At 45.6% G+C, this 14,368-nt stretch carries 11 protein-coding genes; 1 reads left to right on the forward strand and 10 read right to left on the reverse strand.

Going from position 1 to position 14,368, the window contains the following annotated elements; translation table 11 throughout:
* Positions 1-71: 71 nt before the first annotated feature.
* Positions 72-734, reverse strand: a complete 663-nt coding sequence (locus QUB64_RS29000; RefSeq protein WP_333277386.1) for an S-layer homology domain-containing protein — start codon at positions 732-734, stop codon at positions 72-74.
* 120 nt (positions 735-854) lie between these two features.
* The gene (gene mfd, locus QUB64_RS29005; RefSeq protein WP_333277384.1) at positions 855-4,415 is read right to left on the reverse strand and encodes a transcription-repair coupling factor; all 3,561 of its coding nucleotides are present in this window, start codon (positions 4,413-4,415) and stop codon (positions 855-857) included.
* Positions 4,416-4,843: 428 nt separating this feature from the next.
* Here mfd and QUB64_RS29010 point away from each other — a divergent pair, with 428 nt between their 5' ends.
* Positions 4,844-6,175: a hemolysin family protein gene (locus tag QUB64_RS29010; protein WP_333277382.1), complete on the forward strand. Its 1,332-nt coding sequence runs from the start codon at positions 4,844-4,846 to the stop codon at positions 6,173-6,175.
* A 250-nt stretch (positions 6,176-6,425) separates the two neighbouring features.
* Here the strand turns inward: QUB64_RS29010 and QUB64_RS29015 are convergent, their stop codons facing one another.
* From QUB64_RS29015 to QUB64_RS29050, 8 genes are all read right to left on the reverse strand, one after another.
* On the reverse strand, positions 6,426-6,599 hold the full coding sequence (locus tag QUB64_RS29015; RefSeq protein ID WP_333277380.1) for a hypothetical protein: 174 nt from the start codon (positions 6,597-6,599) through the stop codon (positions 6,426-6,428).
* A 33-nt stretch (positions 6,600-6,632) separates the two neighbouring features.
* Positions 6,633-7,967, reverse strand: a complete 1,335-nt coding sequence (locus QUB64_RS29020; RefSeq protein ID WP_333277378.1) for a hypothetical protein — start codon at positions 7,965-7,967, stop codon at positions 6,633-6,635.
* Positions 7,968-7,973: 6 nt separating this feature from the next.
* Positions 7,974-9,299: a hypothetical protein gene (locus tag QUB64_RS29025; RefSeq protein ID WP_333277376.1), complete on the reverse strand. Its 1,326-nt coding sequence runs from the start codon at positions 9,297-9,299 to the stop codon at positions 7,974-7,976.
* Between the two features lie 19 nt (positions 9,300-9,318).
* Positions 9,319-10,548 carry an SGNH/GDSL hydrolase family protein gene (locus tag QUB64_RS29030; protein ID WP_333277374.1) on the reverse strand — a complete coding sequence of 410 codons (1,230 nt, stop codon included), beginning with the start codon at positions 10,546-10,548 and terminating at the stop codon, positions 9,319-9,321.
* Between the two features lie 4 nt (positions 10,549-10,552).
* Entirely contained in the window at positions 10,553-10,717 is a 165-nt protein-coding gene (locus tag QUB64_RS29035) for a DUF5989 family protein (RefSeq protein WP_190734603.1), read from the reverse strand.
* Entirely contained in the window at positions 10,718-11,125 is a 408-nt protein-coding gene (locus QUB64_RS29040; protein WP_333277372.1) for an SxtJ family membrane protein, read from the reverse strand.
* Between the two features lie 376 nt (positions 11,126-11,501).
* The gene (locus QUB64_RS29045; RefSeq protein ID WP_333277371.1) at positions 11,502-13,472 is read right to left on the reverse strand and encodes a carbamoyltransferase family protein; all 1,971 of its coding nucleotides are present in this window, start codon (positions 13,470-13,472) and stop codon (positions 11,502-11,504) included.
* A 167-nt stretch (positions 13,473-13,639) separates the two neighbouring features.
* Positions 13,640-14,125 carry a hypothetical protein gene (locus QUB64_RS29050; RefSeq protein WP_333277369.1) on the reverse strand — a complete coding sequence of 162 codons (486 nt, stop codon included), beginning with the start codon at positions 14,123-14,125 and terminating at the stop codon, positions 13,640-13,642.
* Positions 14,126-14,368: the final 243 nt, after the last annotated feature.

A 14,368-nucleotide genomic window follows, 5' to 3' on the forward strand; every position in this document is an offset into this window, starting at 1 on the left:
ATTACCAATTACCAATTACCAATTACCAATTACCAATTACCAATTACCAATTACCAATTACCAATTACCAATTATCTTCCCATGCCCCGATTTGGTGGTTCATCCGGCACAGGCAAAGAAGTTGGCCTTACCTGCCGCTCTAAATACTTGCTCAAAGCGTAAGCCATATCCCCGCGAGTCATTGGCTTCAAAGGATTAATTTCATTAGTTCCGAGTTCAAGATTCACAAACCCTTCATACAGTGCAGTAGCCATAGACTTTCTAGCCCAATTAGGGATGGCGCCTGCATCTGGATACTTAGCTAAAATCTCCGCAACGGTGGCCTCGGGAAACTGAAAAACCCCGTAAGCTTGAGCAAAAATTGCCAAAGCCTCAGCGCGAGTCACTCTTTGATTTGCGAAAAACATTCCGTCGCGATATCCACTCATAGTTCCCGTCTTCAAAACAGTTTGAATCGCACTGTAAGACCAGTAGCTTTTAGGTACGTCCGGCAATTCTATATCGGGTTTTTGAGCTGTTTTCCGCCGTTCCAAACCAAAAGTTTTCACTAAAATTACCGCCAGATCGGCGCGACTGATAATGCCTTCAGCATTAAAATTGCCGCTAGAATCCTTATTCATTAATCCTGCATTCACAACCCGGTCGATCGGGTCAATTATTTGTTGAGATTGAACCACCGTTGGTACTCCTTGCGCTAGCGCGATCGCAAAAAAAACACAGACTAACTTTTTCACGATTTTAATCCTTTGTGCTGCTCAAACAATTATCAAAGCAGCAGCAATATTTTCTCCGGTTCCATCGGTATGATTCTGTAATTTCGACCGCAGGCAAAATAGCGGAATTTTATATTAAAATCAAACCTTGGCTTCCGGCAAAGCACCCTGCATTTTACCCAACCAATCAATCAAATTATCCAACTGCTTTTCGGCGCTCAAAACCGCCATACCCCGAATAGTAACCTTCCCCTTGCTGTAGACAAAACGAGAATGTAAATGTTCGGGCAAATTAGCCTTGAGCAAATTCCAAGCAGGTTCCTCCATCGGCGTTTCCAAAACAATGTGTTGCTTGTTTTCCGGTTTGATCCGAGAAAAACCGATTTGCTTGGCGATTTGTTTGAGCTCCACAACACGGATAAGTTGCTGGGCCGGCAGAGGAATCGGCCCGTAACGATCGCACCAATCGGCCCGAATCTGTTGCAACTCTTCTGGAGTATTCGCAGAAGCCACAGACCGGTAAGCGCTCATCTTTTGATCCAGATCTCCAATATAATCCGCAGGAATAAACGCCGTCAAACTGAGGTCGATTTGTGCATCCTCAACCTTCGGAATTTCCTGACCCTTAATTTCGCGAATAGCCTCCTCTAACATTTCAGCATACAAATCAAAACCGATCGCCTCCATTTGACCGGACTGTTCCGTACCCAAAACATCACCAGAGCCCCGAATTTCCATATCCCGGACAGCCAACTGATAGCCAGATCCCAACTGCGCGAACTCTTGAATTGCCCGCAGCCGCTGCCTTGCAGCATCCGACAGCTTGTTCTGCTTCGGATAAAACAGCCAAGCGTGAGCTTGAATGCCCGCGCGTCCCACCCGTCCCCGCAACTGGTAAAGCTGACCCAAACCAAACTTCTGCGCGTCCTCAATCAAAATTGTATTGACGCGCGGAATATCCAAACCCGACTCAATAATTGTCGTACAGACCAAAATATCAAACTCTGCCGCACTGAAAGTCAGCATGATTGATTCTAGTTCCGCAGCATCCATTTGACCGTGGGCGATCGCAATTCTCGCCCCCGGAACCATGGTTTGCAAAGTATCAGCCAACTCATCAATCCCCTCAATCCGGGGCACAACATAAAAAATCTGACCGCCCCTGTCCAACTCTTGACGAATAGCAGTCCGCACCACTTCCAAATCGTAGGGGGACAAATGAGTCTGAATCGGGCGGCGGCTGGGGGGCGGAGTCGAAATTAAACTCATCTCGCGAATTCCCGACAGAGACATATAGAGAGTCCGGGGAATCGGAGTCGCCGTCAAAGTCAAAACATCTACCTCGGTTTTGAGAGATTTAATCGCTTCCTTTTGTTTCACCCCAAACCGCTGTTCTTCATCCACCACCAACAAACCCAAATCCCGAAATTTAATCGCTTTGCTCAAAACAGATTGAGTACCGACAATCACGTCTAACTCCCCAGTTGCTAGGCGTTTGTGAATCTCCCGGCGTTCAGTTTCCGTGCGAAAGCGATTGAGCAAACCAACTTCGATCGGATAAGGCGAAAAACGCTCCTTCAGCGTGTGATAGTGCTGTTGGGTCAAAATTGTCGTCGGCGCCAGCATTGCCACCTGCTTGCCCGCTGTAATCGCCTTAAAAATAGCTCTCAGAGCAACTTCCGTCTTGCCAAAACCGACATCGCCGCAGACTAAGCGATCCATCGGTCGATCGCCCTCCATGTCACGTTTCACATCAAGAGTAGCCTTCAACTGATCCGGCGTTGGTTGATACGGGAAAGAATCCTCTAACTCTTGCTGCCAGGGCATATCGGGAGGAAAAGCATAACCCTGTTGCTTAGCTCTTTTAGCGTAAAGATTCAGCAAATCTACCGCTACTTTCTTAACAGCTTTGCGAACTTTTGCTTTAGTTTTTTCCCAAGTTTGACCCGTCAGCTTGTTGAGTTCCGGCACTTTATCGCCGACAGTCCGAAACCTCGACAGCGCGCCCAATTGATCTGCCGCGACTCTGAGAGTACCGTCAGCGTATTGCAGCACCAAATATTCGCGAGTTTCCCGATCGATCGTCAAGCGTTCCAATTTGAGAAATTTGCCCACTCCGTGCTGGCGGTGTACCACAAAATCCCCCGGACTCAGCTTGTTCGGGTCAACCTTTTTTGAAGCAGCGCGGCGGCGCTTGCGGACGTAGCTAAAGGTAGCGAGAGAATGCTGGCCGTAGAATTCGCGATCGGTAATTAAGACAATCCGAAAAGTTGGCAGAATAAACCCTTCCAATTCTGCCAGCCCGCTGTACTTCAAAGCCACGGGAATGTGCTGCAACTGCAATTTGTCGATCGCCAAAAAATCCCGAGGATTCACGACAAACTGAGCCGGACAGTCGTGTTCCGACAACAGAGAGACCGATCGACTCGGTTGAGCCGAAACCATAAACACCGTAAAACCGCGATCGCGCTCTTCCCTGAGCGCTTGAGACAGTTTCGCGAATTGGTGAGGCATCACCGGCACAGGCCTGCTGGCCAAATTAATCGCCGGCGATAGCTGCTCGCCCCCGGAGGAGCTTTTTATTTTTTGAATTGTAGAATCTTCTGCCAATTCTGAAAGTTCCAGCCTGTCAAAAGCTGCGACATCTGCGATCGATTCCGCAAAACTGCGGTGAATTTTCGGAACCTTCAGATTAGCAATTGGCAATTTTTCGGTTTCTGCATCCGCAACTTCTGATTGTCGATTGCAACTTTCCCACTGTTCCTGTGCATTTTCAAACCAGCGGTCGCTGTGACCTTCGCATCCTTGCGGTTCGTCAACTACAACTAAAGTATTTTCTGGCAAATAATCCAACAAACAAGCTGGTTTCTCGAACGCCAAACCTAACAGCCTGCGGACATATTTTTCGGCTTCATTTTCTGTGTCAACAGAACCTATTTGGTGAGTTTTGTCAAGATTATTTTCAGCTAAAACTGCCTTAATAATTGCGTTAAAGCTAGTAGGAGTTAAAACTAATCGATCGACCTTATCGAGCGATCGCTGGTTGGAGGGATCGAACTCGCGCAGTTGATCCAAAGTATCCCCGAACCATTCCAGGCGTACCGGCAACTCTGCCGCCACCGGAAACACATCGACAATATCGCCCCGGCGACTCCATTGGCCTTCGGTTTCCACCAAAGTCACCCGATCGTACCCCATCGAGATTAGTTGGCGGTCAAGTATTTTGGAATCTTGAACTTCGCCTCGCTTCAGCGTCAGACAGTAGGGTTCAAAAGCACTTCTAGGCGGCAAGTGAGGCTGGAGAGCTCTTTCTGTGGCTACAATCGCGATCGGCTTTGAGGAATTGGCGGTTTTTTGTTCCCGATCCACCAAATCCGCCAGCACCTGCATTTGTCCCCACGTCATTTCGTTCTCGTCGGAGTAAGATAGCTCGTAGGGCGAAGCTTCCGAAGTTGGGTAAAAATGTACAGTTTGCCAGCCCATCGCTTCTAATTGAGCTACCCAGCGGCCTGCTTCTTCGAGAGTTGCTGTCACGGCTAATAGGTTTCGCCCTTCTTGTTGTGCGAGGGCGGAAGCTACTAAACCTTTTGGTAGGCGGGCGATGCCGTTCAGTTGCAAACAGTGATGCCGTTTGAGCTTGTTGAGCAGTTCTGTTGCTAGGGGCGATCGCCCCAATGTCCGAATTATCGAAGAGAAAGTCATGCGCTGTTAGTTTTTATCCCGATGGGCGAAGGCTCTTCCCCGCTGCCTAGTAAGGAAGATTGTACGACAAACATCTATCATTGTGCCGATCGGCTGTTGGCAGTTCAACTGTACTGCGGGTAGATTTCTTGTAGAGGCCTTCTGTAAATATCTCGAACTTGCGATCGAAACGAGCCTGTTCCGTTAATCTAGGGACAGGTTGACAACAATTTCGATTTTTGCGATCGAGATTGGCAGCTTCCAGGCCTCTCCTGTGGCCCTACCCAAAGACGGATACAAGTTTCCGACACCCGTCGTGGATGGAGAGTCGCCAAATTTAGACCTTAGTTTCAGCCCCCAGATTCATCTGTGGAGTCAATCTAAAATCTAAAATCTAAAATCGACTAACCGGGCCACGGGCTTCGCCTTTACCACCGATAATTTGAGAAATGTCCCCAAGTACCGACCTTCTGATTGTTTTCCTACTGGTTTTCCTCAATGGCGTGTTTGTGATGTCAGAGATGGCCATCATCTCAGTACGGAAGGTGAGACTGCAACAGATGGCTAACCAGGGTTCGACGAATGCCCGTGTAGCTTTGGATCTGGCTAATGCCCCCAATCAGTTCTTGCCGACAGTTCAAATCGGAATTACGCTGCTGGCTATCCTGTCCGGCGCTTTCGGAGAAACCACTATTTCTAGAAGAGTAGAGCCTCTGTTGCGCTTGATACCTGCTTTAGCGCCCTATGCTCAGCCGATCGCCTCAGTCATTGCAATTTTAACCATAACTTATCTCACCATAATTATCGGCGAACTCGTGCCGAAGCGGCTGGCACTCAACAATCCCGAGCCGATCGCCTCTAGTGTCGCTCTTCCCATGCGAATGCTCTCAAAAATTGGTGCTCCTGCCGTTTATGTTTTAAGTTATTCCACGGAATTAATCTTGCGAATGATGGGAATTGTCCCTTCAACAGAACCCCAAGTTACAGAGGAAGAAATTAAAGTTTTAATAGAGCAAGGAACCGAAGCAGGAACCTTTGAAGAAGCCGAACAGGACATGGTAGAAAGAGTGTTCCGTTTGGGCGATCGGCGAGTCAGCGCCTTAATGACACCGCGGCCGGATCTGACTTGGCTCGACCTCGACGACTCAGTAGAAGAAAACCGCCAAAAGATGCTCGGTAGCGGTCATTCTCGGTTTCCCGTCTGTCAGGGCGGACTCGATAACGTTGTCGGTTTAGTACACGTTACCGATATGTTATCTCGCACTTTAACAGGTCAAACCCTCGATTTAAGTGCTTCTTTGCGTCGGCCTTTATTTGTGCCGGAAAGCACGCGCGGTTTAAAAGTTTTAGAGCTTTTTAAGCAATCTAGCAATCAAATTGCCTTGGTGGTAGACGAATACGGCGTCATTCAAGGATTGGTGACAGTCAATGACATTTTAGTCGAATTAGTTGGCGAATTTCCCTCGATTGAAGATGCCGACGAACCGCAAGCCGTGCAGCGTGAAGACGGTTCTTGGCTGTTAGACGGAATGCTGCCAGTGGAAGATTTTGTTGAACTGTTTGGAATTGAAGAAATATCTTCAGAAAATAGGGGAACATACCACACAATGGGCGGTTTTGTAATTACAAATTTGGGCAAAATTCCGGCGGCTGCCGAGCATTTTGAGTGGAACGGCTTGCGCGTCGAAGTCGTCGATATGGACGGCAACCGAGTTGATAAGATTTTGGTAATGCCGATCGACTCAGCGGGCGATCGAGTTAAAACCCAACCAAAAACCTAAAATTTGCGATCGGCGATAAAATAGGTTCGATCGTTTGGACTTCAGTCCCGATCAATTTCTGAGGACTGAAGCTGTAGGGTGCGTCGCCACGGACAATCCTCAAGAAAAAACGACAATCGAGCGAGCGACGCACCTGTTCTTTTCAGCAAGCCGTAGGGTGCGTCGCCACGGACAATCCTCAAGAAAAAGCGACAATCGAGCGAGCGACGCACCTGTTCGTTTCAGTGGCAAGCGCAAACAACCCGGAGGTTCACTCCGCCCAAAATTTTTGTCTTAAGCAAGCTTTTTTATAAATAGTATCAGGTGCGTCGCTGCTCGAAAAGTCGATCGACTTTGAGGATTTATCGCAGGCGACGCACCCTACGACTACCCTAATCCCCGATGCCCCATGCCCCATGCCCCATGCCCAATTCCCAATTCCCAATGACTTCTTACAAAAATGAGATGCTCCCCTCCTCTATTTCTTTTTACTCCTAGCCTCATCCTTCCGCAAAGCTTCCACAATAGAACTACCCACATAATTGCTAAAAATTACCTCTCCAGTTTTATTGTAATGACAGCAGCTATCTACATAAACAACATCTTTAGTCTTATCGAACACCTTAACCCCATTCAAAATATTAATCTGATTTTTTTGTAAATTAGGAAACTTACCCAAAAGAGCCGGATATCCAATTTCCACAGCCTTAGCATAAGGAGTCTCTTTATTAAAAGCAATCCGCTTCTCGGCATCGCTAAACACCCTTTTTGTCTGATAGTATTGATTCGGCTGGAGGACATGAAAATAAGGAACATTGCTAGCCGACAGCACTTTGTGCATAAAAATCGAACTTTTTGCCCAATTCCACGCCATTTGTTCAAAAGCTGCATAATCCTCTAAAACAGACTTATTTTTATTAATATACATCACGCTACGCTCGTCATCTTGTTTAGTTTTGCTGCGTTCTTTTTCAAATGCAATCACATCTCTGCGATAATTGTTGACTAAATTTTGAACGTAAACAGAAGTCAAAGCATCGCACGCAGCTAAAGAGCAGTGTTGCAAACTTTCCAAACCCTCATTAATCTTAGTTTTATTTTCTTGAATTCTGAGAGTTGCTTGCAGAGCCTTAGTTGAAAGACTATTATTCGCCAAGCTAGTCAGCGGCGAAATGTGCTGAATGCTTGGCATCGCCAGATCGATTTGATTTTTATTGTTTAAATTAGAAAGTGCTACTTCATTAAAGCCATCTATATTGATGACCATATCTAATTCTTGACCTAAGGCCAAAAAATAGTTTAAAATTAATAACTGTTGCGGCTGTTTGTAACCGCCTGTTGCAAAAGACAAAATTATAAATTCTTTGTCCTGTAAACCGGGAACCTGTTTTAGGTATTGAGGTAAAATTTTATTTTGAATTTGAAAAATTGAATAATCTGAAGCCACGGAACCGCCAAAAATTCCGATCGCAAATTGATTTTTTTTAAGCTTTTTAAAAGGGTAATCGTAAGGAGAGATAAATCCATAGTTGTTCACCTTAAAACCCGGTCTAAAATCAGCACTGGGTTTTTGAATAAACCCAAAGAAAGGATGAAACCTTTCGACAATAGACTGATTCAGACGCACTCCTTCTAAATTAATTCCTAAAGCCGACTTATCTTGCGCCTTTTCTCTCGTATAGAAAAATTGCTTGTGCTTGACAAAATACCATCCCAAGGAACCGAGTTCTAGGAAAACAACTAAAAGCGCCAAGTTGATCGAAGTAATTTTGAGGATTTCTTGGCCTTTGTTAATTAACTTGAAATCTTTCATAAATATTTATTTAGACTTTCTTACTACTTTAATGATGGAACTGGAAATATAGTTTGCCAATACTTCCTCTCCCACTGAATTATAGTGACAGCAAGCATCTTTGTAAACCGTATCTTTTGTATTGTCCAAAATATTTACGGCACTAAACACATTAACCTGAGCCTTCTGCAAATCATCGACTTTGGACAACAGCACGGGATAACCTTTGTTTACTCCTGCGATGTAAGGGCTGTCTTTGCTGATGGCAATTTCCTTTTCCTTGGCGGTAAACACTCGTTTAGTTGGATAATACTGGTTGGGCTGGATAAAGTGAAAATATTTGATGTTTCTACTCGATAAAATTTGATTCATGCCGATCGACGATTCGTACCAAATCGAGGCCATTTTGTCAAAAGCAGCAGCCTCTTGCAATACAGACTCAGCTTTGGGAATGTATACTATACCGCTATTTACGCTGTCTGAGTTGGATTGTTTGACTTGCTCGTCGTACTTGACAACTGCTTGCTGGTAATTGTTGACTAATTGTTTCACTCTCAGCGAGGTAACGGCGTGACACAAAGCAAGTTTACAATTTTGCAATTTGTCAATACCTGCTTTTAATTGTTTTTTGTTATCGTTAATTTGGACGATGGAACTCATCGCTTCTGGCGATAAGTTGTTGTTGGCTAAACTCGTCAGCGGCTGTATGTGCTGGACGCTGGGCATTCCTATTTCTAGCTGGGCTTTGTTGTTTAAATTTGACAGTGCTACTTCGTTAAAACCGTCAATATTGATAACTAGATCTAATTCTTGACCCAAAGCCAGAAAATAATTTAGAATTAATAATTGCTGGGGCTGTTTGTAGCCGCCGTTGCCAAAATTTAAAATGCGAATTTCGCGATCGGCAAATTCTGGATAACTCTGCAATTTTTTTGACAATCTTTGATTTATATACTCATCTACTGCAAAATTATTGGCAACTGAACCGCCAAAAACTCCGATAATAAATTGTTTTTTATTGGTTTTAATAAAGGGATATTCGTACAGGGAAAAAAAGCCGTGTTTGTTGACTTTTAACTTTAATCTTTCATTGGTAAAAGCACCTTGTTTGAGAACGTAGCCAAAAAACGGGTGCAGTCTTTCTACGATAGATTCATCTAGTCTAATGCCGATACGTTCAATATCTTCGACTACTTTTTCTTTGGCTTTGGTTCTGGTATAAAAAAACTGTTTTTGGTTGATAAAATAAAAAGCTAGGGATAAAGCTTCCAGGCAAATAAAGGCGATCGCCAAATTGACAGCGATTAAAGTTAATATATTTTTGCCTTTGTGGAGCGCAGTTGGATATTTCATGAAATTTGAGTGATTACGGTTATTTTTTGGGGACTTGAGACTGCTTCAAATTTTCGCACAAATTTCGGTTAATCATGATACTGCCCAGGCGATGTCCGAGTTCATTCCAGTGACCCCCACAGGGTACAGAATTTTCAAAACCGTGGACGCAGACTTGATATTTTTCTGTGTAACCTTTGAACTGTTCGGCTAAAGTCAGTACCCGAAAACCCTCGCGCGCGCCCAATTTTTCCAGCCGCCTGTCGGGATAAAATAAATCCTTAATGTTGTACTCTTGCATAAACTTTTGCCGTTTTGCCGGATCGCGATCGACTTGCATCGGAGTGCCGATCACCACAAGCAAGAAATCAGCCTTTTTCTGCACAACTTCATTCCGCATCGTCACAATCATACCCTCTGTCACCCTCCACGCGTCTTGCCAAGCTGCATCCTGAGGTGGATTGAAGTTTTTGGCATTCAAAGCGGTAAAATCAGCAGCTAAAGTCCGCTTTTTCCGAGCTAAATCTATCTTTTTAATGACCTGCAAAATGCGCGAATTGTTGAAGATAAAACTCGGCACGCGGTCTACAAAAGAAACTGCTCTTTCGTTGCGATCGACTGGCGCCCGATTGCGAAAAGACATATCCGCTACCAACTTGCCGCTAGCATCATACCTAAAAAATGGTCGGTAGAGATCGTATTCTAGTTTCGGGGAATTATTAATTATATCATTGCCAGTAAAAAAGGCAAGGACTACAATATCAGGATTGTAATCCCACACTTTTTTTCGCAGCATTACCAATTCTTGAGCTGTACCGTAACCCTGCACGCCGAAATTGATGACCTCAACTTTTTTCTTGCCCTTTACAGCCTCGCAGTTGCCTAACTTTCGTTCCAATTTCCACGAGAAAGTTTGTTCGAGAGGTACCTGAATTGCTTCGGTGAAAGAATCGCCGACAACGGCTACCCGCAAAGTATTTGGAGGTTTGGCTTTTGTGTGTTCGCGATCGTCGCGCAAACCATCGCTATTCACGCGCACAAAACTGGCGCCTTCACCTTTCCACTCTCCCGACACACCGGGTTTGAGCTTCCAACCCAAATCGCGATCGGCAGTGTGGAAAAGAGTTGGCGCCGAATCTGCAACATCTCCTATTTTGGGGTAGCCTTCAAATCTAGCAACTCGCAATCCAACTTCACCAATTACCACCCCCATCAATAATCCGGCGAGTGTCAAACCTAAATTGACACCCAAATTTTTTAACTTGCTCATTCTTTCAAAACAGCGTGTAAATAAACGGAGCAATCACAGAACCCTGACTCAATACAATCAAAGCTCCTAAAAAGACTAAAGTCACAATTAACGGTAGCAGCCAATACTTTTGGCGTTCTTTCATAAACGCCCACAAATCTTTGAGAAAGTCTAATGTTGATTCAAACACTTAAAAAGGACGCTCCATACTAACTTTTGTTCTTGCTTTGCTCGGGACGCGGTAAGTATCCATTTTGGGATTTAGTTTGCGCCGCATTGCATCTTCGCCAAATATGCCTTTGATAACTCCCATCGGCCAAATTATCAGGTAAAAAACTATCCCCAAAATAATCGGCGTTTCAATCTTGTTGAGGAGCAGTCCAAACTTCATCCATCCGTGATAAATGGGATTCAGCGATTTCGGCGCAACTAATGCTAGCACAACTAGGACGGCGCAGATTGCCCAGGGCCACCAAGGTAGAGAATGTCGCCGCAGTAAAGGTACTGCTAAACCGAACAGCACTGCAATTAAGCCGCCAATTAGGAGGCCGAAGTCGCGCAGGCCTTTTTTATCGAGTTTTTTTATTTCGTCGCTCATTTTGAAGGAAGAAGGAAGAAGGAAGAAGGAAGAAGGAAGAAGGAAGAAGGAAGAAGGAAGAGGTGTCAACAAGAGTCTCAAACTCTTGAGAAATCTCGCTTGTATCCGAGGCTCGATCCCCCTAAATCCCCCTTAAGAAGGGGGACTTTGAGACTCTTGTCCCCCTTAAGAAGGGGGAGTTCGATAGCTTCCTGTCCCCCCCTTAAAAAGGGGGAATTTCACTCTCTTGTCCCCCCCTTATTAAGGGGGGCTAGGGGGGATCGGGTCTAATACTCAGACAGTAGACTGGCTGTACATTTGATATCGAGTTGACACGGCTTTGGTTTTATGCGAAGTCTTTTCTGTTATGAAAAGACTTAAAAACCCGCTCTTTTTGCTAATCTAGTTCAAATTCATTTTTCCAAGCATCGTCTTGTTTCCAAGGAATTTGTTCGGATTTGGGAATTAAGAAATTCTCTAAAACTAAATAGTCCATTTCGGTGCGCATGAAACAGCGGTAAGCATCCTCAGGAGTGCAAACAATTGGTTCGCCTCGGACGTTGAATGAAGTATTTACCAAAATCGAACATCCCGATCGCTCTTCAAAATGACTGATTAAGTCATAGTACCTAGGATTGGTTTCTTTGTGAACGGTTTGGATGCGGGCGGAGTAATCGACGTGGGTGACAGCCGGAATTTCCGATCGCGGGATGTTAAGCTTTTCAATGCCAAACAACTGTTCTTGTTCCGCAGTCATGGGAATGCGGAGACTGGCTTTGACTGGAGCTACCAATAGCATATAAGGGCTGGAATGGTCAATCTCGAAATAATCGGCAACTCGTTCGGCTAAGATTGACGGTGCAAAAGGTCGAAATGATTCCCGATATTTAATTTTCAGGTTCATTACGGATTGCATTTTAGCATTGCGAGGATCGCCAATAATCGATCGCCCGCCCAGAGCCCGCGGCCCAAATTCCATCCGTCCTTGGAACCATCCGATGACATTTCCCTGTTCCAAAATTTCCGCCAACAGCGGCATCAATTCGGCATCGTCCAATCGGTGATAGCTAGCTTTGACAGCATCCAAATATTCCAGAATTTCCGCGTCAGCATACCGCGGCCCCAAATACGAGCCGCGCATTTTGTCGTGACAAGTTAAATGAGCCACAGACTTCGCCACAGTTGCTACAGCTTGGTTCGTAGTAAGGACTTCAGTCCTATCCTCGTTCGTAGTAAGGACTTCAGTCCTCTCCTCTTTAATATTATTTGCAACTGGTGACTCATCGCCCACAGTACGAGTTTGTTCGCAATACTGATACCAAATCGCCAAAGCCGCGCCCAAAGCACCGCCAGCATCTCCCGCCGCAGGTTGAATCCAAATATCTTTAAAAATATTTTCCCGCAAGAGTCTGCCGTTAGCCACGCAGTTGAGAGCAACGCCGCCCGCGAGACAAAGATAATCGACATCCAATTCTTTTTTAACTGTTCTGCACAGCCGCAAAACAACTTCTTCGGTGACAACTTGAATCGAAGCTGCAATGTCCATTTCCCGCTGAGTTAATTTGCCTTCAGCTTTGCGCGGCGGCCCTTCAAACAGTTCGTCAAACTTCTGATTTGTCATGGTTAAGCCAACAGTGTAGTTGAAATAATCCATGTCTAAACGGAAAGTTCCGTCATCTTTGAGGTCGATTAAATGGGTAAGAATTTTGTCTACATACTTGGGTTCGCCGTAGGGCGCTAAACCCATGAGTTTGTATTCACCAGAGTTGACTTTGAAGCCTGTGTAGTAGGTGAAAGCTGAATAAAGCAAACCCAAGGAGTGGGGAAAATCGATTTCCCACTGAGGTGTGAGTTGGTTCCCTTCTCCCAACCAAACGGAAGTTGTGGCCCATTCGCCTACGCCGTCGAGGCATAAAACGGCGGCTTTTTGAAACGGGCTGGGGAAAAATGCTGAGGCTGCGTGGGATTGGTGGTGTTCGGTAAATAGCAGAGATGGCAGTTTGTTGCTTTTGCAGTTTGCCATGGATGCGAGCTCTCTTCTGAGCATGGTTTTGAGGTAAAGCTTTTCTTTGAGCCAAATGGGCATGGCGGTGAGGAAAGAGCGAAAACCTTTGGGTGCGTAGGCTAGGTAAGTTTCTAGCAGGCGCTCAAATTTGACTAATGGTTTGTCGTAAAAGACTATGCGATCGAGCTCCCGCAATTCTATGTTCGCTTCTTTTAGGCAATAGGCGATCGCATTCTTGGGAAATCTGGCGTCGTGCTTTTTGCGGGAAAATCTTTCTTCCTGCGCTGCGGCGATAATTTCTCCATCGCGAATTAAGGCGGCGGCGCTGTCGTGGTAATACGCCGAGATTCCAAGTATGTTCATCGCTCTCCTCACAAATCGCTATGCGCTGGTATCTGACTATTTAGAATAGCTAACGATTATAGCTTTAGTGGTGCAGATTTGGAGTTGAGTTTTGCGATCGCCTCTAATTTTAGCTGAATTGATGCTGGTGGGCGGTTGAGGTCGATCGCGCGTCTGACAACATCCAACTAGCGCCGGCGAATCCTGCGCGCCCAAGCTCTGAAGTAAGTGCCCACCGGAAATTGATAAAATTCAGCTACCAACCACAGCACTATACCTAAATGGGACAAAAAAGCTAAACCAGTCCAAGCTGCGGGGAACCACGACAAACGGCTGCCGGGAACCGGAGGAAAATAGTAAGCTGAAAGTCCGAGCAAGGTGGTGGGAAGGAAGACTAGACCGATCGCGGCGGCAAAATAAGACCATCCGAATTCTGTGCCTTCGAGGTGTGCTCCTATCCATTTTTTGCCGTCCCAGTGCCATGTTACGGGCGGTTGGCGATCGGCCATTTTCAGCGATTGTCTTTCTTCGCTGGCGGTAAAAATGTGCTGGCAGAAGTTGCAAGCGAGGGCTTCCATCATGGGCATGGTGGAAATTTGACCGGTGCGACAGACAGGACAGGGATATGTATCTTGAGGGTTGAAAGGTCGGGTTGTTTTTTTGAGAGTCTGCATGGATTGGGCTGCTTGTCAAGATATTGAGTGATCTTAACAGAGTACAGATCAATAGGTTTGTAGTGAGGACTTCAGTCCGGATCGAAGCCATTGGACTGAAGTCCTCACTACAAATAGATCAATAGGTTTGTAGTGAGGACTTCAGTCCTTCTAAAATTCACAGGACTTGTAGTGAGGACTTCAGTCCGGATCGAAGCCATTGGACTGAAGTCCTCACTACAAATAGATCAATAGGTTTGTAGT

It is taken from the genome of Microcoleus sp. Aus8_D2 (genome assembly GCF_036702665.1).
Taxonomy (GTDB): domain Bacteria; phylum Cyanobacteriota; class Cyanobacteriia; order Cyanobacteriales; family Microcoleaceae; genus Microcoleus.

What these genes read in the sequence shown, in the direction of transcription:
- QUB64_RS29040 (WP_333277372.1), bottom strand. Translation starts at nt 11,125, where the DNA reads ATGAGCGACGAAATAAAAAAACTCGATAAAAAAGGCCTGCGCGACTTC.
- mfd (WP_333277384.1), bottom strand. Translation starts at nt 4,415, where the DNA reads ATGACTTTCTCTTCGATAATTCGGACATTGGGGCGATCGCCCCTAGCA.
- QUB64_RS29010 (WP_333277382.1), top strand. Translation starts at nt 4,844, where the DNA reads ATGTCCCCAAGTACCGACCTTCTGATTGTTTTCCTACTGGTTTTCCTC.
- QUB64_RS29025 (WP_333277376.1), bottom strand. Translation starts at nt 9,299, where the DNA reads ATGAAATATCCAACTGCGCTCCACAAAGGCAAAAATATATTAACTTTA.
- QUB64_RS29050 (WP_333277369.1), bottom strand. Translation starts at nt 14,125, where the DNA reads ATGCAGACTCTCAAAAAAACAACCCGACCTTTCAACCCTCAAGATACA.
- QUB64_RS29030 (WP_333277374.1), bottom strand. Translation starts at nt 10,548, where the DNA reads ATGAGCAAGTTAAAAAATTTGGGTGTCAATTTAGGTTTGACACTCGCC.
- QUB64_RS29045 (WP_333277371.1), bottom strand. Translation starts at nt 13,472, where the DNA reads ATGAACATACTTGGAATCTCGGCGTATTACCACGACAGCGCCGCCGCC.
- QUB64_RS29020 (WP_333277378.1), bottom strand. Translation starts at nt 7,967, where the DNA reads ATGAAAGATTTCAAGTTAATTAACAAAGGCCAAGAAATCCTCAAAATT.